General features: G+C 54.4%; 20 protein-coding genes and 1 pseudogene. 9 read left to right on the top strand and 12 right to left on the bottom strand.

Translation table 11 applies throughout. The features are described 5' to 3' along the window. Nucleotides 1-189 precede the first annotated feature (189 nt). The gene (locus KRAC_RS27850) at nt 190-1,368 is read left to right on the top strand and encodes an RNA-guided endonuclease InsQ/TnpB family protein (protein ID WP_007913025.1); all 1,179 of its coding nucleotides are present in this window, start codon (nt 190-192) and stop codon (nt 1,366-1,368) included. 284 nt (nt 1,369-1,652) lie between these two features. Here the strand turns inward: KRAC_RS27850 and KRAC_RS27855 are convergent, their stop codons facing one another. After that, on the bottom strand, nt 1,653-2,366 hold the full coding sequence (locus KRAC_RS27855) for a zinc ribbon domain-containing protein (RefSeq protein WP_040444246.1): 714 nt from the start codon (nt 2,364-2,366) through the stop codon (nt 1,653-1,655). Nucleotides 2,367-2,546: 180 nt separating this feature from the next. Then, nucleotides 2,547-3,095, bottom strand: coding sequence for a DUF4288 domain-containing protein (locus KRAC_RS27860; protein ID WP_007913029.1), 549 nt, complete (start codon nt 3,093-3,095; stop codon nt 2,547-2,549). Nucleotides 3,096-3,559: 464 nt separating this feature from the next. Here KRAC_RS27860 and guaA point away from each other — a divergent pair, with 464 nt between their 5' ends. The 3 genes from guaA (at nt 3,560) to KRAC_RS27875 (ending at nt 7,377) form a co-directional block, all read left to right on the top strand. Beyond that, nucleotides 3,560-5,206 carry a glutamine-hydrolyzing GMP synthase gene (gene guaA, locus KRAC_RS27865; protein ID WP_007913031.1) on the top strand — a complete coding sequence of 549 codons (1,647 nt, stop codon included), beginning with the start codon at nt 3,560-3,562 and terminating at the stop codon, nt 5,204-5,206. Nucleotides 5,207-5,297: 91 nt separating this feature from the next. Continuing rightward, on the top strand, nt 5,298-6,113 hold the full coding sequence (locus KRAC_RS27870) for an NUDIX hydrolase (RefSeq protein WP_007913037.1): 816 nt from the start codon (nt 5,298-5,300) through the stop codon (nt 6,111-6,113). A 244-nt stretch (nt 6,114-6,357) separates the two neighbouring features. Further along, nucleotides 6,358-7,377 (top strand): ADP-ribosylglycohydrolase family protein, encoded by a 1,020-nt coding sequence (locus KRAC_RS27875; protein WP_007913040.1) that lies wholly within the window; start codon nt 6,358-6,360, stop codon nt 7,375-7,377. A gap of 23 nt (nt 7,378-7,400) precedes the next feature. Here KRAC_RS27875 and KRAC_RS27880 read toward each other — a convergent pair whose 3' ends face one another. After that, nucleotides 7,401-7,751 (bottom strand): hypothetical protein, encoded by a 351-nt coding sequence (locus KRAC_RS27880; protein ID WP_007913042.1) that lies wholly within the window; start codon nt 7,749-7,751, stop codon nt 7,401-7,403. Between the two features lie 264 nt (nt 7,752-8,015). On the opposite strand from KRAC_RS27880, the gene KRAC_RS27885 reads away from it, so the two are divergent. Beyond that, the gene (locus tag KRAC_RS27885) at nt 8,016-8,672 is read left to right on the top strand and encodes a hypothetical protein (protein WP_007913044.1); all 657 of its coding nucleotides are present in this window, start codon (nt 8,016-8,018) and stop codon (nt 8,670-8,672) included. 280 nt (nt 8,673-8,952) lie between these two features. Then, nucleotides 8,953-9,162 carry a hypothetical protein gene (locus KRAC_RS27890; RefSeq protein ID WP_007913046.1) on the top strand — a complete coding sequence of 70 codons (210 nt, stop codon included), beginning with the start codon at nt 8,953-8,955 and terminating at the stop codon, nt 9,160-9,162. Between the two features lie 82 nt (nt 9,163-9,244). Here KRAC_RS27890 and KRAC_RS27895 read toward each other — a convergent pair whose 3' ends face one another. Beyond that, the gene (locus KRAC_RS27895) at nt 9,245-10,348 is read right to left on the bottom strand and encodes an aminopeptidase (protein ID WP_007913048.1); all 1,104 of its coding nucleotides are present in this window, start codon (nt 10,346-10,348) and stop codon (nt 9,245-9,247) included. Nucleotides 10,349-10,774: 426 nt separating this feature from the next. Between KRAC_RS27895 and KRAC_RS27900 the strand changes: the two genes are divergently transcribed. Both KRAC_RS27900 and KRAC_RS27905 read left to right on the top strand, forming a co-directional pair. Further along, nucleotides 10,775-11,104, top strand: coding sequence for a hypothetical protein (locus KRAC_RS27900; protein WP_007913050.1), 330 nt, complete (start codon nt 10,775-10,777; stop codon nt 11,102-11,104). Next, nucleotides 11,101-11,514: a type II toxin-antitoxin system PemK/MazF family toxin gene (locus KRAC_RS27905; RefSeq protein WP_007913052.1), complete on the top strand. Its 414-nt coding sequence runs from the start codon at nt 11,101-11,103 to the stop codon at nt 11,512-11,514. The genes KRAC_RS27900 and KRAC_RS27905 overlap by 4 nt, the downstream gene beginning before the upstream one ends. 53 nt (nt 11,515-11,567) lie before the next feature. On the opposite strand, the gene KRAC_RS27910 is transcribed toward KRAC_RS27905, so the two are convergent. From KRAC_RS27910 to KRAC_RS27945, 8 genes and pseudogenes are all read right to left on the bottom strand, one after another. Next, the gene (locus tag KRAC_RS27910; protein WP_007913053.1) at nt 11,568-13,523 is read right to left on the bottom strand and encodes a DUF6909 family protein; all 1,956 of its coding nucleotides are present in this window, start codon (nt 13,521-13,523) and stop codon (nt 11,568-11,570) included. Between the two features lie 239 nt (nt 13,524-13,762). Further along, nucleotides 13,763-15,358 carry a WD40 repeat domain-containing protein gene (locus KRAC_RS27915; RefSeq protein WP_007913060.1) on the bottom strand — a complete coding sequence of 532 codons (1,596 nt, stop codon included), beginning with the start codon at nt 15,356-15,358 and terminating at the stop codon, nt 13,763-13,765. 24 nt (nt 15,359-15,382) lie between these two features. Further along, nucleotides 15,383-15,916 carry an RNA polymerase sigma factor gene (locus KRAC_RS27920; protein WP_007913061.1) on the bottom strand — a complete coding sequence of 178 codons (534 nt, stop codon included), beginning with the start codon at nt 15,914-15,916 and terminating at the stop codon, nt 15,383-15,385. A 158-nt stretch (nt 15,917-16,074) separates the two neighbouring features. Further along, nucleotides 16,075-16,908: a TRM11 family SAM-dependent methyltransferase gene (locus tag KRAC_RS27925; protein WP_007913064.1), complete on the bottom strand. Its 834-nt coding sequence runs from the start codon at nt 16,906-16,908 to the stop codon at nt 16,075-16,077. Between the two features lie 234 nt (nt 16,909-17,142). Beyond that, on the bottom strand, nt 17,143-18,411 hold the full coding sequence (locus KRAC_RS27930; protein WP_040444247.1) for a hypothetical protein: 1,269 nt from the start codon (nt 18,409-18,411) through the stop codon (nt 17,143-17,145). A 262-nt stretch (nt 18,412-18,673) separates the two neighbouring features. Beyond that, nucleotides 18,674-18,901: a hypothetical protein gene (locus tag KRAC_RS27935; protein ID WP_007913068.1), complete on the bottom strand. Its 228-nt coding sequence runs from the start codon at nt 18,899-18,901 to the stop codon at nt 18,674-18,676. Continuing rightward, nucleotides 18,894-20,689, bottom strand: a pseudogene (gene ltrA / locus KRAC_RS27940) (group II intron reverse transcriptase/maturase). Before ltrA ends, KRAC_RS27935 begins: the two are co-directional and overlap by 8 nt. Nucleotides 20,690-21,188: 499 nt before the next feature. Further along, nucleotides 21,189-22,271, bottom strand: coding sequence for an ISAs1 family transposase (locus KRAC_RS27945; RefSeq protein ID WP_007913070.1), 1,083 nt, complete (start codon nt 22,269-22,271; stop codon nt 21,189-21,191). Between the two features lie 236 nt (nt 22,272-22,507). Here KRAC_RS27945 and KRAC_RS27950 point away from each other — a divergent pair, with 236 nt between their 5' ends. Beyond that, nucleotides 22,508-22,861, top strand: coding sequence for an NADH-quinone oxidoreductase subunit A (locus tag KRAC_RS27950; RefSeq protein ID WP_007913072.1), 354 nt, complete (start codon nt 22,508-22,510; stop codon nt 22,859-22,861). Nucleotides 22,862-22,873: the final 12 nt, after the last annotated feature.

Here is a 22,873-nt window from a genome sequence, read left to right on the forward strand (position 1 = left end):
CATTTGCTTTGCAAGGCTCAAGCAAATAGTGACCCATAAAAAGAGTTTTCAACAGTTCTTAAAAAGAGAGGAGAATGTAGACAAAGCGTGGCAATATGCCCATAAAGTCCATTCTCATAGACACATGAGAATAAATGTTCTATACCAGAAGAAAGAAGGGGTATTGACGTCTATCAGGAGTGGTGGGCAATGATTCGCGCGCATAAGATACGCCTGCATCCAACAGAAGAACAGAAAGGCTATTTTGTCAGAGCTGCAGGTGTTTCTCGCTTTACCTGGAACTGGGCACTGGCAGAATGGAACCGGCAGTATCAAGCGGGCGAGAAGCCAACTGCTTTGAAATTGAAGAAGCAATTCAACCAGATCCGACGGCAAGAGTACCCCTGGACCTGGGAGGTCACCAAGAATGCTTCCGATCAGCCATTCCTCGACCTGGCAAAAGCCTGGGCCGCCTATTTTGAAGGCTTGAAAACGGGAAAAAAGACCGGTCGGCCCACATTCAAGAGCAAGAAGAAAAGCAAACTGAGCTTTTATCTGGCCAATGATCAATTTGAGCTTGGGGACCATCGGATCTGGATACCCAAACTCGGCTGGGTGAATATGGCAGAGTCGTTGCGCTTTGTGGGCAAAGTGACAGGCGCGCGCATTACCAAAACGGCCGACTGGTGGTTTGTGTCCATCCAGGTCGAACTCCCGGATGCGATCCCGGCGAAGAAACCGGCTGCGTGTGGCATCGATGTCGGACTGAACCGACTGGCAACCTTGAGTACCGGCGAGGGATACGAGAACCAAGCCTTCCTCAAAACAGCGCTCAAGAAACTTCGTCAGGCGAACAAGCGGCTCCATCGCCGCAAACTGGGCTCAAAAAACCGGGAGAAAGCTCGCAGACAGGTGGCACGGCTGCATTATCGGATTGCGTGTCTGCGTGATGACGTGCTCCATAAGCTGACGACCCAGCTTGCTAACTGCTATGGGATCATCGGCATTGAGGATCTCCATCTCAAAGGGTTGCTGAAAAATCGCACGCTGGCTCGGTCATTTTCGGATGCGGCGTTAGGCAAACTGCTTGCTCTGCTTACCAGCAAGGTAGAGCAGCGAGGCGGGCAGGTGATCAAAGTGGATCGCTTCTTTCCATCGAGTAAAACCTGCCATGGTTGCGATTGGAAGTGGGAAACCATGCAGTTGTCGGACCGCGTGTTCCTCTGCCAGAACCCCACATGTGCGTATTATCAATTCGGGCAGGAGAGAGATCAGAACGCAGCGTTGAATATCCTGGGTGAAGCCCTCCGCCTGATCGGGCTCATTGACCAGGCCGTCTCCGGTACTGGCTCGGACGAAGACGCTAACTTGGCTGTGGACGCGGGGTAAGACCAAAAATGTGCTGGTCACATTGAGGCACCTACGAATGAAGCAGCAACAACGAAATTCGGTGTGGGTGTGTGCTTGCATACATTTGCATACGAAAATTGGAGCAGATGGAAATATTCTACAGCATGAGGGGTGATAGTAGGCTAAGAGGATAGGAGGAGAAGTGCGCAACATTGCGCCTTTCACTGAGCGGCCAGTGAGTCGTCATGTAAACATCCATTGCTTTCAGAAGGGTTACCAGGTAGGCATTGGCACTGTCGGACGATGCATATGGGTCAAAGAGATTAAAGTTCGTAGTAGAGAATGCGACCACAATTGGTGCAGACCTGAAGTTCAGGACTACGGAGCGCCTCTTGTAATTCGCTGGGGGCAAGCACGGCCAGGCACCACTGGCAAGAACTCTGTTCAACTCTGGAAATGGCCCGTCCTTGCTTGGTGCGCCGCATTAAGGTATAGCGCTCAAGCAGGTCCGTTTCGAGAACTGAGGTAATCAGGGAGCGCTGTTGATCGAGATTGGTGCGCTGCGTCTCAAGTTGCTGCTGGCGAGTCAGTTCTGTAGAATTATCCCGCGACCATGATTCTTGTGCCTGCTCTAACTCGCGCGCGTAACGCTCGGAGGTTTCTTTCAGCGATTCAGTAACGTCTACAATCTCACGCAGAGACTCTTCCTGACGAGCGTGCTGAGCTCGAAGCTGCTGGACCTCCTGCTGGAGCGCCTGCAAATCCCGCGTATTGCTCAGACTCCCACTGTTAAGGCGCTGCTCTTGCGCCTCGATACGCTTCGTCAGGTCTTCGAGATGCCATTCAGCCTCGCGTTGTGTCTGGAGACTGGCCTGCAACTGTTGCGCAACGCTCTGCTGCTCAGACTGTAGCTTACGCAGCGTATAGTTGTTCTGGAGAGATTGCTGAAGGGACTGAAGCTCAGCCTTGACGCGATCGAGATCCAGGTCGAGCTCCTGTAGCTGGAACAACCGCGCGGCTAGCTGGGTCGTACTCATGAGTAGAATTTCTCCTTTCAGCGCGTCCGACATTCTACCATAGATTACTATTGTACTGCTATCCAGGAGGAACATCAATAGCATTGTCCTTTTTGCCTACATTATTTACATTTTTCATAAAGAGAGAGAAAACAGGGTGTTCTGGCGTGTACGCGCCAGAACACCCTGTTTTCTCTCTCTTTATCTATAATCTTCGCGTGTGTCGCGAGGCTCACGTAGAATACGCTCTACCTCGGCCAGCACCGCCTGGGGATCGATCTCTTCCAGATCTTCTTCAGCGGTTGCGGACGCTTCATCCTCGTAGGCTGGCTGTGGCACCTCCTCTAAGAGTGCTCGCGCGCGAATATCGGGAACATCTGAATCTTCCTCTTCATTCCACTGGCGAAAGATATCCAGCTCATCCTTGGGCAAGAGCATACTCTGAATCTCATCTTCATCGAGACCCACCCACTGATAATAGGTAATCTCCTCCCCATCCTCCAGATCGGTATAGATCTCCGTCAGGTTGCTCAGCCCACGGAAAGTCGAGGTTACACGCTGGCCCTGGGGATTATCATAGATCATCTCCCCCTCCTGTCCATGAGCCATAGCCTTCTGGAATGCCTCTTCTGCGGAGTTCGCCCGAATCAGGACAAGGTTTCTATGGACAACATTCTCTTCTGCCCCCTCCACATGAATCTCCTCAACTATTTCGGCAACATACCATTTTCCCTGTTTAGACGCCCCCATAGCATGTTCCTTTCTTGCTCGGACGCAGGCCCTGCTTCGATTCCCAGGGCATCTCAAAAATCACCTCTTCTTCTTATTCGGCTCCAGGCTTCACTTTCATAAGCAGCCCAGGCACGAAGAGAGAGAAAAAGGCTATTCCTTGAGCCACCCTGCTTCGACTCCTACTTTGACGATGACGAAGGTACAATCTGTGGTATACTCAAACATCATATCTTAAATTGAGGTAAATGTGTAGAGGTCTACACGCGAGTATCGTCCAGTATGAGGATGTGGAGTTGGAAATGCCGCGGCATTTCCAACTCCACATCCTCATACTGGACGATTTAAGGGACGAGGGACTAGTACAAGCGGCGTATAGATCAAACTATTGACCGCTTTGGACGATTAGATATACTTGCAAGCAATGCTGACTGAATTATTTCGCTCTTCTCCACTATAACATCGACATTAACAAAGAGGGATATATGCAACTGGAGCGCCGTCAGGCAATTATTGTGCTAGATTATGGATCGCAGGTTAGCCGCCTAATCACACGCCGCATTCGTGAGTGCTACGTGTATAGCGAGCTGGTGCCTGCCTCGACCACGCTGGCCGAGTTACAAGCCAAAGACCACCTGGATATCAAGGGCTTTATCCTCTCGGGCGGCCCCTCAAGTGTTTACGACGAGGACGCCCCAAGCTGCGACCCGGCCATTCTCCATAGCGGCCTGCCTGTGCTCGGCATCTGCTATGGCATGCAGCTCATGGCCCAGCAGCTAGGCGGCCACGTCGAGCTCAAGCATGGCACACGCGAGTATGGACCCGCCACCATCGAGGTTGTGGCCGACGCAGAGCAGGATTACGCGACCTACCGCATCTTCGAGGGTCTCAAGCCCTCCCCGGAGCAGACTACCCACCTGGATCGCCCCGCGCAACATACCCCGCTGCGCCTTCCGGTCTGGATGAGTCACGGCGATAGCGTGGACCGGCTCCCCGAGGGCTTTAAAGTCCTGGCGACCACCGAGAGCAATCCCGTCGCGGTCATCGCACACCCCAAGGGGATGATCGGCTTCCAGTTCCATCCCGAGGTCACGCACACGCCCCAGGGCAAAGAGCTCATTAAGAACTTCCTCTTCCGTGTCTGCGGCTGTGAGGCCAGTTGGACACCGGAGAAGGTCATCGACGAGACGGTCGAACGCATTCGCCAGCAGGTCGGCAAAGAGCGCATCCTCTGCGCCCTCTCGGGCGGCGTTGACTCCGCCGTCGCGGCCCTGCTGGTCCATAAGGCCATCGGCGATCAACTCACCTGCATGTTTGTGGATACAGGCTGTATGCGCGAGGGCGAGGGCGAGCAGGTCGCCGAGACCTTCCGCAACCACCTGCATATTCCCCTGGTCGCTATCGACGCCGAAGAGCGCTTCCTCGGCAAGCTAGCTGGTGTGACCGATCCCGAGCGTAAGCGCAAGATCATCGGCGAAGAGTTCATTCGCGTCTTCGAGGAAGAGGCCGTCAAGCTCGCTACAGAGCAGGGCAAGATCAGCTTCCTGGCCCAGGGTACGCTCTATCCGGACGTCATCGAGAGCACCAGCCACGACACCGCCAATACCGCCAAGCGCATCAAAACGCATCACAACGTGGGTGGTCTCCCCGAAGAGATGGTCTTCAAGCTCGTCGAGCCACTGCGCATGCTCTTTAAGGACGAGGTACGCGAGATCGGCCTGGAGCTGGGTCTGCCCGAAGAGTGGGTCTGGCGCCATCCCTTCCCTGGTCCCGGTCTGGCCATTCGCGTTATCGGCGATATCACAAAAGAGAAGCTCGACATTTTGCGTAAGGCCGACAAGATCGTCATAGACGAGATCCGCCGCGCGGGCGTCTATCGCGAGTTAGGGCAGGCCTTCGCCGTGCTCACCCCCATCCAGAGCGTCGGTGTCATGGGCGACGGTCGCACCTACGGCAATCTCGTTGCTGTGCGCGCCGTGACCACGGGCGACTTTATGACCGCCGACTGGGCGCGCCTCTCACCCGAACTCCTGGCGCGCATCTCCAACCGCCTCGTCAACGAGGTCCATGAGATCAACCGCGTCGTCTACGACATTACCTCCAAGCCACCCGCCACTATCGAATGGGAATAAAAATACGCTGAGAACATGATGCGGCTGGCGGCCGATGGCCGCCAGCCGCATCATGTTCTCAGCGTATGTAATACATGGAGAAAATTTATTTATGTTGGAATTTGAGATCCTGGCCCGGGGCTGCTTCCCGGCTGAACGGGTAGACATTCTCTATCAGCCAGAGGAACGTATGCCCATGACTCCTGCCATTCAAACCTGGATGGACACGCTCTGGGAAGAGAGGCTGAGCCAGGCCCGCGCCCTCAACAAGCGCCTCTTCGATGCGCCGCTCTACCGCCTCGTAGGTGCCAAGACAGCGGGCGAGAGGCTCATGCTCCGCCTGGGCGATACCAGCTATAAAGAGTATGTCACGACACGTGAGGCCAGCTTCGCCCGCGAGCGAAGGCGCGACGAACTGGGGAACGCCATCGGCGTCTGCTCCGTGGTCGAGACCAGCGACGACTATATCCTGCTGGACAAACGCCAGGGCGTCGACGTCTATGAGGGGCGCTATCACGTCATCGGAGGCTTCTTCGAGCGTGGCCTGGACGCGCAGGACCAGCGCCCGGACCCCTTCGCCGCCATTCGCCGCGAGATCCGCGAGGAGACCGGCATCCAGGAGGCCGATATCCGCGAACAGTACTGCCTGGGCGCAGCCTACGACCTCGCTATGCCCCACGGCGAATTCCTCTTCCTGACACGTCTGCACATTCCTCTCTCCGAGGTCCAACAGAGAGAACCCGAAGAGGACGAAATCAAAGAGTTACGCTTCCTGCACACCAGCGAGGAGAGCCTACGCGCCTTTATTCTGGAGCACCACGGGCGCATCTCCGCCACCGGTGAACCCAACCTCCTGCTCTATGGCGCCTGGAAGTTCGGCCAGCCCTGGCTCACCTCCCTACTCCCAACCCTGGAGAGCCTGGCATAGCCCAACATTATTTCCAATCCAAATATTTTCCATGCCGATTCTACGCTACAACCTCCTCCAGGGGTAAGGGGTCTGTATACCTTTTGCGCGGCGAATGCCGCGCAAAAGGTATACAGACCCCTTACCCCTGAGCGCCGCAGGCGCGAAGTGTCGCGATCTCTCATGACAAATATTGAATAGGTATGATATAGTATTTCAACATATTCTATGTTTCGCCGGGCCGATAGTAGAGGATTTTTTTGAGATGAATAAGGAAAAACAGAGAAGAGCGTCGGGAAGCCTGTTCGGGCTGGCATTTGGCGACGCCCTGGGAGCCGATACAGAGTTTATGAGCGTCGAGCAGATTAGCGCGAAATATGGGCCAGAAGGGCCGGACGAGCTACAGGGCAATCCCGCCCGCGTGACGGATGACACGCAGATGACGCTGGCAGTTGGAGAGGCACTCCTGGCCGCCGAGAAGCCCTATAGCGCCGATACGTTGGAAGAGCCGTTGCGCGCCGCCTTTATCGCCTGGGATCGTAGCCCAGATAATAATCGCGCGCCCGGCAATACCTGCCTCCAGGCCTGCGAGGGGCTGGCGCGTAACCTTCCCTGGCAGAATGCCACCGTCGTCAGCTCCAAGGGCTGTGGCGCTAATATGCGTGTAGCTCCAGTGGGACTCCTACGCACCGAGCAAGACGAGGCTACACCTGAGACGCGCGCCGCCATCGCTCAGTTCCAGGCCGCGCTCACCCACGGCCATCCGACCGCGCTCGCGGCCTCTGACCTGACGGCCTGGTGTATTGCCGATCTTGTGTCAGGCGGCGAACCCGAAGGGCTCGTCGAGCGCCTGCGAGGTTATGCCTTGAGCCAGCGCAGCGTCTACCATCAGCTCTGGCTGGGGCCCCTCTGGCAGATCTCGCTCAGCAATACGCCACAGGAGTTTATTGAGCGCGGCTGGGATGAATGCCTACAGGTACTTGAGCGGCTCGATGCCGCATCGAAGCAGCCAGACCGCCAGAGTGATCCCTGCTTGCAGACGGGCGCGGGCTGGATCGCCGAAGAGGCCTTCGCCACCGGCCTGCTCTGCTTCCTGCTCTATCCCGAAGAGCCTATCAAGGCCATCCAGCGTGCCGCGACCACCAGTGGCGACTCCGACTCCATCGCCTGCCTGACCGGAGCCTTCGCGGGCGCCCACCTCGGACTCGACGCCTGGCCCCAGGCCTGGCTCGACCGCATCGAATACCGCGACCGCCTGGCAAGGCTAGGAACAACCTGGGATTAATAACTTCGCCAGGGGTACTGGCTCTATGAATGATACTCCGCGATGACCTCGATGGGGCCAACAATATTACGGTTGAACTCATCCAGCTCCTCAGCCGGAATCCAGTACTCCTGGTGGATCGCGCTCCCCACTTTTTGTACCTCATAGCGATCGAGAAAGGCCTTGCGCATCCGGAAACGCGTCACATATCCTGAATTACCATCGCGGGCGTTCCAATCACGAGCAATCTGGACAGCATATTCCTCGAAGAGCACGGGATAGAAGATAGGTTGCCAGAAGAGGCGCGGCGGAAAGGCGGTACACTGGCTCTCCACAATCAAGGCCAACTCCTCCGGGCCAGTAGGACGATACAGCGTGATGGTCTCCTCTTGCATAAGTAACATCCTTTCACAACCGATTAGCGAGCGCCTTCGCGCCTACGGCGCTCAGGGGTAAGAGGGTGTGGGTGGAAAACAGCTTTGCCGTTTTCCACCCACACCCTCTTACCCCTAGGCGAGCGTAGCGAGCAAGGGCAAGAGTTGGAAAGCCCCGGGGTTACGACTTACAGATAGCATATTAAGCGATTTATTGATAGAATAAAGGGAAACTTCCGACCAAGCAATGAGTAAACCAGCTTCTATCCATGAAGGATTAACGATATGGCAACTTACGCGCAAATTCAGACCTATGCAATCTATGAAGATCAAGAAGACTTCGCAGAGCTCCTGACCCGCTACCAGGACACGCTGAAAGAGCTGGGCTGCGACGACCAGGACGTCCTGGCATGGCTGGACGAGATCACATGGCCCGAGAGCGAAGAGGAAAGCTTTGGCGATATCTATCCCGCTACCTTTACCCTCCGGCCTGCGCAGGGCAAACCCATTACCTGTGCCGGTATCGATGTCTCGCTCTATCCAAATATTGGCGTGCCCACCCTGGATGAAGAGCCACAGCCCTGGATTGGCATCAACCTGCAATTTGAAGACGAAGCCCTGCTCACGGAGACAGGCGCGACCTATAAACCAGAGGTCGGGGCTGGCATCTGGCACATCCTGCGCGTCCTGGCTAAAAACTTCTCCGAGCTGGGCGTCTACTTCACAGAGGAGTGGCAGGAGAACCGCTCCTGGCGCTCCATCGTCGAGGAGGCAGGCGACCCCTGGGCCTTCGACCTGGCGATCTTCCCTCGCAAACTCGCCGCCTACTTCGAGGCCATCCCTGCCGGCTATGAAGGTACCGTCGCCGACGAAGGCTTTGGCTTCGCCCAGAGCAACCGCTGGTCTCCCCTCCCCTGGAAAGCGGCCGAATCACAGGGATAAAATCTTTCATATTCTCTATGGGTGGGTATGGCGCGCCATACCCACCCATAGAGAATATATAAATTCATATGTCACAAAATCAAGGTTCCAGCGTCTAGTTGTATAGAGAGGAAAACCTTGATTTTCTTTTTTGGTCTTATCAAACGCTGATTTTTTTAACTGGCGGCTATTTTTCTCGTCTACCTTATCGACATGTCTTACCTTCATTGGCGAAGGAACGCTTGCAAGGAGCGCAAGGGGGTCATGAGGTGAAGTCAACACAAGAAGGAAGGACGCGCATATGCAGCAGGACGTTCTACAGGACTTTTTTATCTATGTCCCAACACTCGACCGCGTTGACGAAACCCTCACACAGCACGCCACAAACACACCAGAAGTTGGGGAGAAGCTGAGGGGGTTAGCGATGGACAAAAAGTGGCAGAAAATTGCGCTGGCAGGCCAGCTGGTAATCTACGCTAAATTGCCAGAGGAAGAGACCAACTGCGCATAGGCCACATAGAAACGTTCATATGTATTGTAAGGTATATGGTGGCGCCCTGGCTCTGCCAGGGCGCCACCATATACCTTACCCATTAGATGAGAAAGTGGCCGTTCTCGTAGCAGAGTTCGCCATCGGCGTAGACCTTTCCTTCATGGAGGTCGCATACAAGATCCCAGTGGAGGGCCGAATCGTTGATGCCGCCCGACTCGGGCAAGGAGGCTCCTAGAGCCATGTGCATGGTGCCGCCGATCTTCTCATCAAAGAGGGTATCGCCCGTGGCCTCTTGAATCTGGTAGTTGAGGCCAAAGGCGGCCTCGCCCAGGGTACGCGAGCCAGCGTCCATATCCAGCATGGCTTTGAGGAAGTCCTGACCGCGCTCGGCACTGCTCTCAATGACCTTGCCCCCTTTAAAGGTCAGGCGGATTCCCACGACCTCATTGCCGTGATAGAGCGAAGGATAGCGGAAGTAGACGGTGCCATTAACCGAATTTTCGATGGGGCCAGTAAAGACCTCGCCGTCAGGGAAGTTCTCCGTCCCGGCACAGTTGATCCATTTACGTCCGCCAGCGCGATAGGTAATGTCGGTCTCCGGGGCCACGATATGAATCTCGTCGTGCCGCTCCAGGTACTCAGCGATACGCTGCTGCTCCTCGGCAATCTTCTGCCAGGCCGCTACGGGATGCTCCTGCTCAAGCAGGCCAGCGCCATAGACGAAATCTTCATACTCACTCAAGGACATACGCGCGTCCTGGGCATGGCCATGAGTGGGGAAAAGCGTGCCACACCAGCGCGCCTTGCCACTGGCGATACGCTCCAAAGAGCGCTTCATTAACTCAGCACGTGCTTCATTACGTTTCGCGATCCGCGTAGGATCGATACGGCTACGCGCACGAGTGTTCTCCTCAGCCCAGATGGTAAGCACGGCATCGAAATACTCGCCAACATAGCGATCATGCTCGGAAATATGGACAAGCTGTTCTTCATTAGCCTCTTTTAAGAGAATTTCGCCGAGTCCCGCAAGACGAATGCTGGGTATGACCTCCAGTGCGCCTGCACGCAAGGCTTCGCGATAGACAGCGCGCACCAGGGGTGCGGCCACATCTGGTGCCTCAATCGAGAGCTTATCTCCGGGCCGTATCTTCAAAGAGTAGTTGACCAGCACACTGGCCAGTTTCTCTAACCTGGGATCTGTCATAAAATAATTCCTTCCACTAACAAATAAACCTCGTGATTCATACGAACAACCTCATCTTCAAGTTGTATAGGAAATTTGTCCAGATCCGCTTACTGTTTTTCTAGAACCACTCGATTAGCTATCGTAGCATCACTTCAAAGGCTTTCTATACATGACTTTATAAATAAAAGCGAACACGCTTATAGGCGCATTAGTAGACGGAGCTGTTTTTAAGGAAGCAAGGAGGTACAGATTTATGGTGGCGGGCCGATAAAGTAAAGCAGGAAAGCTCTAGAAGCTTTACGAAAATACCGCAAAACTACAAAACTCAAAAATTAGAATTTCTTATTTTTCTAAACAAACCGGATCCAGATTTATTGACTTTTGCTTAGGCGACAAGTACAATAGAGAGAGTAAGACGTCGTGTACAGACCAGGAGGCATCTTCATGGCTATTGCGCATACCGACTTTTACCGTCATGAGAACCTCGTTCGCAAATCCATTCAAATCCCCTCAACACAGCACAAGGAGCTTAAAGCCCTTGCAGTTGAACTAGACTCCTCACTAGGAGATGTAGTGGAGACTATCATGGAACTCATGCGCCAGGATAATTATCAGCAGCTCAAATCAGCCATTATTCAGAAGCGTGAACGCGAATTATCTTCCTCTCTTAATTACTCCCTCGACGAAGCCTACGCTTATCTTGGTTCCCTTCCAGAAACGCTAGAAGACGCCCAGTTCTTTTTTGAGGCCGGGCATGAAGGTATGGTTGCATGAGCGAAGAGGCCAGGCATGTCCGGGCCAGCCCCAGAACGTATGATGTGCAGCAAGTAGATTATCCACAACCTCGCCGAGGCGAAATATGGGATGTTAACTGGTCGCCCGGACGTGGAGCCGAACAACAGGGCACACGCCCGGCTTTAATTATCCAGAACGACCGTGGTAACGGCTCAAGAAATTATCCGCTTACTATCGTCGCCTCCATGAGTCGCACGGAACGCGAACTGCCATTGCATGTGCGTATCTCCCCCAATGCAGAAAATGGGCTGACCGATTACACGGATGTCAAATGCGAACAACTGATGACGATTGAGAAATCACGTCTCTTACGCCGCAGAGGCGTCATCACCAATGAAGAGATGCAGCGCGTCGACTACGCACTCAAACTCAGTCTCAGCATCTCCTAAACACAAATAAAGCATAAAAAGAAGTACGGCCTAGCCGTACTTCTTTTTATGCTTTAGGATACTTTGCTCCCTTCTTCGGTGCCCTCGAGTGAGACGACCTGGTGGGGCAGGGGGCGCGGCATCTTCTGCCGCTTCAGGTACGCGACCTCATGCTCAAGGATACGCTTGGTGATGGCAATGGTAGTGGCGTAGGTCGAGTCCATGCCAAAGTAGGAGAGACTGCCTGCGCCCAGGTTCTTGCCTCGCGTGTAGGGCGTATCTGAGGCGTAGTGTAGCAGACCCACTTCATAGGGGAGGCGCGCGAAGTTGATGTTCTCGCCTACCGGGTAGCGCGTGAGATACTGGTCTTCGTAGACTGCGTTGAGGTAGGGGCCGCTCTCCATCTCGACAACGGTGTAGTTGGCGCGATAGTAGAAGTCCAGGTACTGGCGGTTCTGCAAGTAGGTACCCTTGGCCGAAATGGCCTTCTGGTTATCCAGCACGGAGCCATAGATCAGGTAGGGCTGGACATCGTGCGCCGTAAAGCAGTTGTCGAGCCAGTATGTATTCTGACTATGCTCGTCCAACACGACATTGGAGATCATGACATCGCCGATGCTGCCATTAAGTGTCGCAGCCTTGCCCAGGATATAGATGCCGCGTAGCTGCGCCAGGTTCTCCATGATCTCGCGCATCATCCGATAGGCAGCCATGCCCAGGGGATAGTCGATATTCAGGATCAAGGCCTGGCTCTGGGCCAGATAGTCCAGGTGTGGCATACGACAGCGCGGGTCGATCTCACCTGGATGTAGCTTGGAGAGGTCGAAGATCTGGGCATCGATCTCCACCCCATGGCGCGCATCCACGCGATAGATGCCTCGCGCTCGCTCCTCCTCCTCGCGCTCGCTCAGGAACTCCTTACCTGCGGGCGTATTGACCCACTCGCGGCCCGCGAAGTAGAGGAAGTTATGCCAGTTGCCCGGAACCTCGCCCTCCTGCAACTTGCGGCATTCCGCGTTCAGGTAGGAATCGTCGCCATTGAGGGCGAAACGCGTTAGCTCCTCCTCGCGATTGAGCAGGGAGCCGGAGAGGACGTTCACCATGCTATGGGTATTGCTGGAGACGAAGTAGATTGGGCGATTCTGCACGTTCAGACTCTCCAACACATCTTTGACCGGGTTCCACCACTGGCGAGTGGCGCGGACATAGCCTACATGCGAACCACCCAGCATGCGCAGGCGGAAGTTCTTGCGCTGCTGACCCATACTCAGCAGGGTCTCCCAGAGTTGATCGCCCCAGATGACCTCCAGGCGATTCCAATCATCGGGCGCGATATGCAGGCGCTCGCGTAGCACTTTGCTGATCTCGGCGAAGACCGGAGAGCTACGATCCATGCGTGTCTCCAGCAGCTTGATCGTCGTCGGGTCCTCGTTGATCAGGTAGTACATCTTGTTCCATTCGATCTGGAAGGCCACCAGCACAGGCACGATATCATCGGTGTCGCTGACGCTGGCGACGTAGGCCGCCAGGGTCTCCTTGCCATCATAGAACCACTTGCGGCGCCTGGCCGAGGCCGTCACGGCCTGCCAGCTATTGACCGGGAAGTTATGCTGCACAAAGACATCCTCAGACTGCCCCAACAACACCAGGTTACAGTGCAGGATGGAGATTGGCAGGCGCAGCGCACTATAGATGAACGCTGACATATCGGGTTGTGACATGCGCGCATCGGGATGCAGGATCGAATCAATGTTGTAGTGCGCCTGCACCAGGGCCTTCAGATTAACCTCGCCGGAGCTACGCAGCATCGTATTGTAGGTGCGGATGTATAGCTCAACATCGCGCTTGCCGGCGGCATGGAAGCGCTCGCCGTACTCAAGTGAGGATAGGACGGCGATATGGTTGCGCTCGTTTAAAACTTCGTCGATTCCGTGTGTCTCTTCTTGCATGGGGATATACGTCTCTTCTATCACTTCACGTCGCTGAAATTGGTCACTGTACTCGTTGTTCTCTCGTGTCTTCCGTGGCATTGCGTTACTCTCTCTTTGGGGAACTTGTTTCATCCTATCTATTACCGTAATGTTTCCAATAATTATACTCGCCAGGCAATCTTATTGGTAGGGTAACGGTACCGCATGAGCCTGCGCATCATATACGCACAGCTTTTCCCGGCAAAAACTCTTGTTTTAGGTATGCTTTGAGAAGCAGAGTGGAGGTCACCGGACGCGTCCGGTGACCTCCACTCTGCTTCTCAAAGCATACGACTCTTTTATTTTGCGGGAGCTTCCCACACTTTTACATTGATTGTAGCGTTATTCGCTTTCTTATCTGGGGGCAGGGTACTTACACTCATACTTGCTGTGGCAATGAGCGTATCATCAGGTGACCAGGTAACGACTCGCATATCCCCACTCCTTTCCTGATAGGTGAAAAGCGTCTTCCCGGTCAGAGGATTCCAGATCTCGACGTTGTTTACTACTATCTGTTGGCCTTTATTCGATCCGCTAGAGATCGTCTGTGTCTCATTCTCAACTGTGGCAATGCGTGTGCCATCATGCGACCAGGCCAGGTATTGCACAATATCATTTGGCGAGTGAAGTGTATACGTCAAAACAGGCTTGCCCGTTAATGCCTGCCATATCTGGACCTGGTACTTGTTCTTGATCTCTCCAACGGTATTATTGCCAATCTGCACACTCATACTGACAGCCAGGTACTGGCTATCCGGCGACCAGGCTAACTCATTCATCGTTCCATAGCCTACGGCGTGAACGGTATAAACGAGTTGCCCCGTCTTTGCATTCCAGACACGCACCGTTTCGTCCCAATTCTGAGAGAAAGAGGCCAGGTATTTGCCATCTGGCGACCAGACCACGTGATAGGCATCAGCGGTATGACCAATCAGGGTCTTGACCACTGCACCAGTCTTGCTATCCCAGATGAGAATCGGGTGATCCTGTGGGTTTTGAGATTCACTGATCGGGTCATTCAAACTAGAAGCAATATACTTGCCATCTGGTGACCAGGCCAGGCCTGTTATGGAGGCAGTGCCAGCGCTATGAGACGTCAGAGGAGTCAATAAGCTAGTTAGTAGATTACCAATATGAGCAGTAGACTGGTTAGGACCAGTGATCAGGGCCTTGCCAGTATTCGCATCTATGATTTGTACATTATTGGTGGCAACCGCGAGACGCTGACTGCCATCTGGCGCCCAGGCAATGTTTTGAACGGGAGTTCGCCCTCCGCCAGTAGGATGGTAGGTGACCTCGTTTTTTCCCGTCGTGGCATCCCAGATGCGCACATCATTCCCAGCCAGGGCAATGTGTTTACCATCAGGGGACCACTGCAAGCCTATGATAATACTATCTTTCTCTTTATGAGTATAGACAACCTTGCCGGGATGAACCTGTGTGGGTTGGTTCGTTGCTTTAGGTATCACCGTAGAGTGGGGTAAAGTAACGTTTCCTCCCTGTGCTGAGCGCGCCCGGTAGAGCACGGTGAGCAGGCTGCCCACGACCAGGGCCGCCACCAGAACAGCGGCAATGAGTGTGAAAGCTCGCCGGGTAGAAGCGAAGCGTTGCTGGCGCGGCCCACCCTGCGTCTTGTCAGGCGTGCGTGATGAAGGTATATGCATGGGAATGACCTTCCCTTCGTTATCCAGTGATCGCTGCGAGCGACTACGCGCGCGAATATGCTGCCAGGCGTAGTTGAGTGACTGGGTATCGGCCTGGGCATCGGCCTGGTGCAACTGCCGTAGATCGGCCACCAATTGCGCGTTGGGTTCGTTGGATTGAGCCTGCGCCAGCGATTGCTCGATCTGTGTATCTATGTCTTTAGCGTTGAAATGTTCGTTCGATGTAGCCATAGTGTCTATCCCTTTTAGTACTTCTCATCTGTGCTTCTCGTAGATGGAGCGGAGGGTATTGAGGGTGCGCGAGAGCAGCATGCGTACTGTCCCCTCGCGTTTGTCGAGAATGCGCGCGATCTCCGCGCTACGCAGTCCATTAACAAAGCGCAGGTAGAGTAACTTACGTTGTAGCTCTGGCAACCGCTGCACATGCGTACGCAACAGGGCATGGCGCTCCGTACGCATGGCGTGTTGTTCTGGTCCCTGCTCCTCATCGAAGTAGAGCGCGTCCGCGACCTGTTCTATGGGCGATATCTGGCGGCGCTTCAGGCGACGGTGCAGATCGACCGTCTTGTTCTGCGCCACCCGCCACAGGTAGGCTCGCTGTCTCTCTATGGGCACATTTTGAAAGTTTTTCTGCTCAAGCGCCGCCAGGAAGACATCAATGAGCAGGTCCTCGGCATCCTCACGCGTCGGCGTATGCATGCGCAAGTAGGCGAAAATCTCCTGAGCATAGCGTTGGTAGAGTTCAGCCGCGAAGGCGTCACCTCGGGCTGAGGACAAATGTTGTTGCATGGTTCCGTCCTACTAAGTCGTTCTTCTCGCTAGCGATTTCACTCCATATGTCGCTCAAGAGCTAAAAATGCCACATAGTTATTTATAGGATTAATGGTGTGTGATGATACTGGGCTGGCTCCGCCAGCCCAGTATCATCACACACCATTAATCCTATGTTACTGTTTTTGGAGGATGACGATGTATTGGTGGGCGATGTTGGGAATGTAGGCGAAGGGGTAGCCGTAGGGGCGCAGGCGCGTCCCGGCCTGGTACCAGATGATCTCGCCCTTGGGAATGAGGCCGTGGAGGCGAGCACGGCGCGCCAGGTCGACGTGGGTAAAGATGTACTCGCCATGCTGATAGGCGTCGCGCACGATGATGACCATGTATTTCCTGGGCTTCAGGAGGCGGGCACACTCTTGAAAGATATGTTCCATGGCCTCTAAATAGGTCTCATAGCTGGGCAGGTTGGCGAGGTCGGCAGGATCATCTGAGCGCATATCATAGGTGGTGCGCCGGCTGGCGTGCTGGTTCGCCTTGCGCTTGCCCGACATGGTCTGGGTCATATGAACATTGTAGGGGGGATCGGTGGCAATAAAGTCAAAGCTGGCGCTCTCCATCTCGCGCATGAGGGTCAGGCAGTCGCCATGCAGCATAGGCTGGGGCAGCAACTGGTCCTGGTTCTCTTCCAGTACACGTTGGTAGATCTCTACCCAGCGCGGATTGATCTCGATCCCCAGGGCCTCGCGGGGTTTGGCACAGATCGAGGCACCAATAAGCGTTCCGCCGACGCCCGCGAAGGGGTCGAGGACGCGTGCGCCCGGCTTGGTAAAGAACTCTATCAACTGGCGCATGAGCTGTGGGGGCTTGTTCGCGCCGTGGGCCTTGCGTAGGTGATGGCTATATTCTGAGGGGTATGAGGTCGTCAGGATGCTACGAGTGAAGTAGACCCATTCGGCTCCGTTTAACTCGTTGAGTCCGTTGCGCGATGATACATCTTGTTTCTTCATACACGCTCTTCCCCATATACTTACTGTATAGATCTATGCTCAAAAACAACACTTTTTCTCTCGAAATTATGCGACTAATTACCTACGCAAAACGTAAATTTATAATAGGAGGTGTCACTAAAACGCGGGATCTCCCCATGTCCTGCGTTTCCCCCTGGTGATACCTTCTTTTTGTGCAAAAGTATGTGGCAGGGGGCTGTACTGGATCATGTTCCTCTTACTTGATAAGAGTTACTAGCGCCAGATGAGTAAGTCGTCGTTACCAGGCGAAACAGGGTCTTCGCTGGTGAGGCGCGGGCGCCGCCACTCGCAGCGTACCTCGCCGCTCTGTAGCAGGTGCTGCATAACGCCGTCATAGTCGCTGAGCGTGAACTGGCCAAAGTATTCGAGCATGGCCTGCTGGCGTAGATCGGGCCAGCGGCGCACACGCTGTCCTCGCCCCAACTGAATGATGCGCTGCGTTAACTGATTCAGGGAGACTGCATGTCGCTCTTGCTCCTGGATGAGAAACCACTCCTCGGCAAGAACACCTTCATGGACCAGAGCATAAAGACGCCGCCGGTAGTCACAAAGCGCCTCATTCATATGTTGAAAGCTGTCCTGGCGCCTGGTCGCAAAGAGCAGGGTCGAGGGTACATACTCCATCCAGGCTGGCCCCACCTGGACCGGTAACGCGAGTCGTTGGATGGGCAGGCTAAAGTAGCGCTTCATGCTCAGTATAAACAGTTTGAGAAAACCATCTATGGCCTGCGCACGCTCAGCTTCGGTACTGGGGAGGGTCTTCCAGCGGTCGGTACGCAACAGGTTGGTAAGCTTGAGCCCTACCTGTTCGTCGCTTCGCGCGGCCTGGAGACAGGCACCAATCGCTTGATGGGGAAGCCAGAGGAGGAGTTCCGTGGGGGCGGTACGCTGGTAGATCTTGAGTAAATCGTCATTGCCAAAGAGCGAAGGCGCGAAGGGATTAAGCAGAAATATGGCTGGCGAAGGCTCAAGCTCACGTAGCAGAGCAGCACCGCCATCCAGCCAGTTGCTGCGCAGGACGCCACCATCCTGGGGCAGCGTCTCTTGCGTTGTATGTGCATTCTGCCTGGAACCGCTTAGCAGCAGGCCATAAAGCGAGAAAGGGGGCTGCTCCTGAACAAGTTCGCGCGCCAGAAGAGAGATGGAGAGCAGGGCCTGTGGCAGCATGGGCGCATCTGGCTCTTTTTTGCGCCGCTTCTTCGCGCTATTGCCATTCTCAGCGTGTTCAGGCATTGGCACAAGTGTCTGCTCGCGCGCATTGAGCCCCAGGGCATCGACCCAGTAGCAGCGCCGGAAGATGCGCGTGGCGGCGAGGGTACGACAATATGCCGCTACATAGTCATGCAGCAGCCAGTGGCGCAGAGTTGCCTGGATCTCTCGTTCATTTGGCCTGCGCGCGCGTTTGCGCGGGCCGTTCCCGCTTATCTGCGTCCATACGTCCTTATTCGCGTCGTTGCTTTCGATGTTGGCCCAGAGGTTCATTTGATATATTTTATCATGTTTAGGCGTGTGGAAGTAGGCATCCCTTTCGCGCCTATGGCGCTCAAGGGATAAACAAGATGAATGTGCAGGTCTGAGGCCTCTGGCCTCAGACCTGCACATTCATCTTGTTACTCTGGGGATAGTGCTGCTATGCTTTGGAATAAGAAGTAGCCGCGTACGCCAGTAGCGAGCCACACCAACAGTAGCCGCTAGCGAGCCTGTAGCCGTGTACGCTGATGCAGGGCTTTTTGGTTTACCCGTATTACCGTGATAACTTGCCACACAGCAGTTGCAAGGCCTCGCGAGGCTGAGCACAACAATGCCGCATAGCAGAGGCGACATTGTTGACCTGCAACCAATCCATCATGGCGAGTACCCCTCCATTAAGGGCTGCTAACGCTGCTGGAGCCCCTGCCAAACGGACTTGAGAGGCATCTTCACCCATCGTCACATCACGCCGATAGTGTAGGCTGTTTTGAGAGCTAGGCAAGAGGGATCGCTCCCTCCTGCCCGCCTTCAGAACCGGACATGAGAGCTTTCCCCTCATCCGGCTCCTCAATGGGATGGCTCGTGTCATGAGTACCCCAGACATGCTTCTTTGTATGTCGTTGATCGTGGCAGTGCCGATGGAGAGCGAAAAGATTACTGAGTGCATCTGTACCCCCTTCACTGCGGGGAGTGATGTGATCGATCTCAATCAAATCGTTCTCGGTAAAGTGCAGTTCACACCAACGGCATTTCCCTTGTTGCTTGTGCAGCAAGGCCCCCAGTTTACTCCTGTTGAGCGGATGAGATTGTTGTAATCTCTTCGCCCAGTAGAGCAGGTTACCATCGAACGGGCTGGCCGTGCCTTTCACCTTCACATGGCGTTGGATCGCCGTTGCTGCGTGATCGCTGAGATAGAGTCCATCAGGCGTTGCAAAGCGCCAGTGATCTTGTCCCATTGTTCGCCAGTAGCGCGTTCGTATCCAACTCGCAGACTTGCGTGTGTGTCGGCGTTTGGCCCAGCGAAGCAGAAGCGGAAACAGGTGGTAGTCGCAGTCATTGAGAGTTTTCTTGGCGGCGACGCTGCGGTAGTAGCGTGACCATCCACGGATCTTTGGGTTCAGTTGCCCAATGAGCGCGCCTTGAGAAAGCCCTGTGCCTGCGAGCACTACCGCCCGCAGCCCTTCCCGATGCCGTTTGATAGCTTCTTTACTGGGGCGAATGAGTGTTTTGAAGCCAAGCCGTTTCCCGTGCAGAGTTCCTGAATGGTGTTTACCAACAGAGTACTGTCGGATCTCAAAACCTAAGAAGTCGAAGCCAGGGGCTTCTGCCCCAAGCGCTTCGAGCGTGTGAGCGATACGGGTTTTGCTCGGCTTCATTTCTAATCCCATGTCTTTCAGCCAGTCTTCTAGCCTGCTTTTGGCCTGTTCAATCCCCTCGCGAGTTCGATACAGCACCACCAGGTCATCTGCATAGCGAACCAGCCTGGGCTTATCCTTGCCTTTGTAGCCTTGTTGAACAGCTTGCAGCATCCCATGCAGGGCGATATTGGCAAGTAAGGGACTCAGTGGACCTCCTTGCGGAGTTCCGGCTGTCGTTGGCTCGAACACGTTGTCTTCCAGCACTCCTGCTCTGAGCCAGGCTTTGATGGCGCGCCTCATCGCGGGAAAGGTCTGGAGTTTGTGTAAGAGTGTTTCGTGATTGATCTGGTTGAAGCAATTCGCGATATCTGCATCAAGCACATATTTGGGCTGTTTGCAGATGTAAATGAAAATGGCTTGAATGGCATCCTGAGCTGAGCGACCAGGACGAAACCCGTAGCTGTCAGCCTCAAATCGTGCCTCCCATTCGGGCTCCAACGCCAATTTTGTCAGGCATTGATGAGCGCGATCCAGCATCGTCGGGATGCCTAATGGCCTTTTCTCTGCCTTTCCTGGCTTGGGTATCCAGACTCGTCTGGTTGGCTGTGGTTTGATCTGCTTGTGATGACGAAGGTATTTCACCAGCGCCAGGCGTTGGGCTGGTTTGACAGATTTGATTCCATCGACTCCAGCCGTCCGCTTGCCCTGGTTATCCTGCGTCATCTTGCGTACTGCCAGCGTCCGGCTGCTTTCGACTTCATGAGTAACCGTTGAAGGTTGTGAACTGCTTTGTCATTGCCACGAAGAGAGGCTTGATAGATCCGTTTTTGCAGTCGGTACACCGTTCGTTCTAGCTTACGCCAGGGCGTCTGTGTCCAGTCTTCGATTGGTTGGGGGACAACCATCGCTTCCGTTTCTTTCCTGTGACTCATGGCTCTATCCTCCATCTCACCGTGCCGACGTCAGCGTATCCTCTGGCTTTCCCAGAGGCCTTTGCTTCTTCGGCAATCCTTCTCTCCGAGAACATGCGGTTGGTTGCCTGCTCGCTAGATCGACCACCAGCGAGAGTTCTCGCAGAGTTATTCCGTTCCGATCAAGTGTTTTGCGTTCCCATAGGTTCGTCTCTATCCGCCGGGTCAAGGGGGTGAAGTCGAGAGCCGCATTGATGTTCTCGACCCCTATGTGACCGTGACCATTTTGGTCAGAGCCTCTTACCTCGCGTTGGCTCTTTCACTGTGACGACGGTTCATCGAGCGTTCGCTTGCGCTAACCGTAGGAACCTGTGTAGCGGAGACCACCTGGTCGAGGTCCAGGCTCTTCCGCATTTCTCCCTGCTTCACGGATTGATGACCAGTCGCTACCGTGAGGGAGCCGCGTTTCCTCTTTCACCCAGAGGATGGGGAATTGCGCCCCACATCACTCGATCAGTTGTCAAGGAGCTTTCTCCTTGCTCGCCATCCTTGAGCTTTCGCTCATTTCGGCGAAACGGATCGCACCAATACACCAATGGGCTTGCTGCAACTGGAGTAAGCGTGCTGCGTTGGCCAGACGAGGCGGCAGATTGGTGAGACCATAGACGATCTCCTCACGCACCTTCCCATCCTTTTGATGCGTCGTGTGCCTGCGCAACCGGAAGACCTGTGCCACACCTGCCCATTGCGGCTCAAACCAGTCATTCATCAGCGTGCTGCTCCACAGTTCTCTGATTTCCAGACGTCCATGCCCCTCTTGAACGCTCCTGGCATACTGCCACTGCTGGCGGGGAGCGTCTTCTTCCTCAAAAAAGTCGCGGAGATCTTCATAGAGTTGTGGCTGATTCAGCTTGGCAATCAGCAGATAGTAGCCTCCATAGCGCTCAACCGCCGCACACCACTTTGTTTGCGTATGCATGGCATCGGCACTAATGATACGCCCTTTGACCAAGGCGGGATGCAACAAGGCAGCCGCCGCACTGATCTCATTTTCTTTGCTGCGAACCCCACGTTGGGCGAGGACAATGCCGCTTTGGCACTCATAGAGGCAGAGCAGATGGACAGGAGGCTGCTCACTGCTCTGGTGTCCTAAGGTTCCTCGCATCTGTTTGCCATCCATGGCTGTCTGAATGAGCGGCTTCTCTTGACCTGGCTTGGAAAGCCGACCAGATTCCTCACCGCAGTGCTCAACCGCTCTGGCTTTCAGCACAACACCAGCCAAGACGGTGGCAATCTCCTGGTCATTACACTGACTGAGTGCAAAGGTGTAGGTCGAATTCGTTGGAAAGCGCCTCGGCCAGCCCAAATAGCCCTGAAGCTGCTCCTTTCTCTCGTCAATCCACTCCACAATCCCGTGGATACTGCTCTCTCCTGCCAGCTTTCCTAACAGCAGCAGCGTCAATATCAACGGAAGGGGATAACGTCTCCCTCGTTTGCCACGTCGATCTTTCACCTGAGCAAAGGCGGCGTAGAAGGAGGTGGGATCCACGTGAAGCGCTTCGGGAAAGGCTTTTTTCATTTCGTCAGATATGGTAAGGTACATCCAAGGTCATTTCTCGCTTTCTTAGGGGTGTTTTGAGTTTTCCTAAGTGTCGCAAGAAATGACTTCTTTTTCACTCTTTTCGGGTAAACCAAAAAGCCCTGTACGCTGATGTGGGCTTATTTGACACGCCTGTAAGACTGTACTACAATAGATGCTGAGGAAGTGTATTTTTGACACTAGTCGATGCATTTTTTTCATGCAAATAGTGCAGTTATTAGAAATTGAAGGTTCCGCATATGGGATCAGCACTCCCCATTTTTATCTTAGTAACGCTTGCGGTCCTCTTCGGCATCCTGGTTATGGTGGTAACCAACGTGCTTGGGCCACGCAAACCCTCGCCGGAGAAGCTCGCGCCCTATGAATGCGGTATTCAAGAGATTGAGCCGCCCAAGAAACGCTTCCCAGTCAAATATCTGTTGACTGGTATGCTCTTTATTGTGTTTGACATCGAAATTGTGTCGTTCTATCCCCTCGCAGTCCTGCTCCACCAGCTACAGCTTTTCGGACTCATTGAACTGCTCGTCTTCCTGGCGATTCTGATGGTGGGCTATGTCTATGTTTGGCGGAAGGGAGCTTTTTCATGGGAATAACCAATCCCTGGG

Source organism: Ktedonobacter racemifer DSM 44963 (assembly GCF_000178855.1).
Taxonomy (GTDB): Bacteria; Chloroflexota; Ktedonobacteria; order Ktedonobacterales; family Ktedonobacteraceae; genus Ktedonobacter; species Ktedonobacter racemifer.

Coding starts and splice junctions, on each gene's coding strand:
- KRAC_RS27850 (WP_007913025.1), top strand. CDS start 190: ATGATTCGCGCGCATAAGATACGCCTGCATCCAACAGAAGAACAGAAA.
- KRAC_RS27855 (WP_040444246.1), bottom strand. CDS start 2,366: ATGAGTACGACCCAGCTAGCCGCGCGGTTGTTCCAGCTACAGGAGCTC.
- KRAC_RS27860 (WP_007913029.1), bottom strand. CDS start 3,095: ATGGGGGCGTCTAAACAGGGAAAATGGTATGTTGCCGAAATAGTTGAG.
- guaA (WP_007913031.1), top strand. CDS start 3,560: ATGCAACTGGAGCGCCGTCAGGCAATTATTGTGCTAGATTATGGATCG.
- KRAC_RS27870 (WP_007913037.1), top strand. CDS start 5,298: ATGTTGGAATTTGAGATCCTGGCCCGGGGCTGCTTCCCGGCTGAACGG.
- KRAC_RS27875 (WP_007913040.1), top strand. CDS start 6,358: ATGAATAAGGAAAAACAGAGAAGAGCGTCGGGAAGCCTGTTCGGGCTG.
- KRAC_RS27880 (WP_007913042.1), bottom strand. CDS start 7,751: ATGCAAGAGGAGACCATCACGCTGTATCGTCCTACTGGCCCGGAGGAG.
- KRAC_RS27885 (WP_007913044.1), top strand. CDS start 8,016: ATGGCAACTTACGCGCAAATTCAGACCTATGCAATCTATGAAGATCAA.
- KRAC_RS27890 (WP_007913046.1), top strand. CDS start 8,953: ATGCAGCAGGACGTTCTACAGGACTTTTTTATCTATGTCCCAACACTC.
- KRAC_RS27895 (WP_007913048.1), bottom strand. CDS start 10,348: ATGACAGATCCCAGGTTAGAGAAACTGGCCAGTGTGCTGGTCAACTAC.
- KRAC_RS27900 (WP_007913050.1), top strand. CDS start 10,775: ATGGCTATTGCGCATACCGACTTTTACCGTCATGAGAACCTCGTTCGC.
- KRAC_RS27905 (WP_007913052.1), top strand. CDS start 11,101: ATGAGCGAAGAGGCCAGGCATGTCCGGGCCAGCCCCAGAACGTATGAT.
- KRAC_RS27910 (WP_007913053.1), bottom strand. CDS start 13,523: ATGCCACGGAAGACACGAGAGAACAACGAGTACAGTGACCAATTTCAG.
- KRAC_RS27915 (WP_007913060.1), bottom strand. CDS start 15,358: ATGGCTACATCGAACGAACATTTCAACGCTAAAGACATAGATACACAG.
- KRAC_RS27920 (WP_007913061.1), bottom strand. CDS start 15,916: ATGCAACAACATTTGTCCTCAGCCCGAGGTGACGCCTTCGCGGCTGAA.
- KRAC_RS27925 (WP_007913064.1), bottom strand. CDS start 16,908: ATGAAGAAACAAGATGTATCATCGCGCAACGGACTCAACGAGTTAAAC.
- KRAC_RS27930 (WP_040444247.1), bottom strand. CDS start 18,411: ATGAACCTCTGGGCCAACATCGAAAGCAACGACGCGAATAAGGACGTA.
- KRAC_RS27945 (WP_007913070.1), bottom strand. CDS start 22,271: ATGTACCTTACCATATCTGACGAAATGAAAAAAGCCTTTCCCGAAGCG.
- KRAC_RS27950 (WP_007913072.1), top strand. CDS start 22,508: ATGGGATCAGCACTCCCCATTTTTATCTTAGTAACGCTTGCGGTCCTC.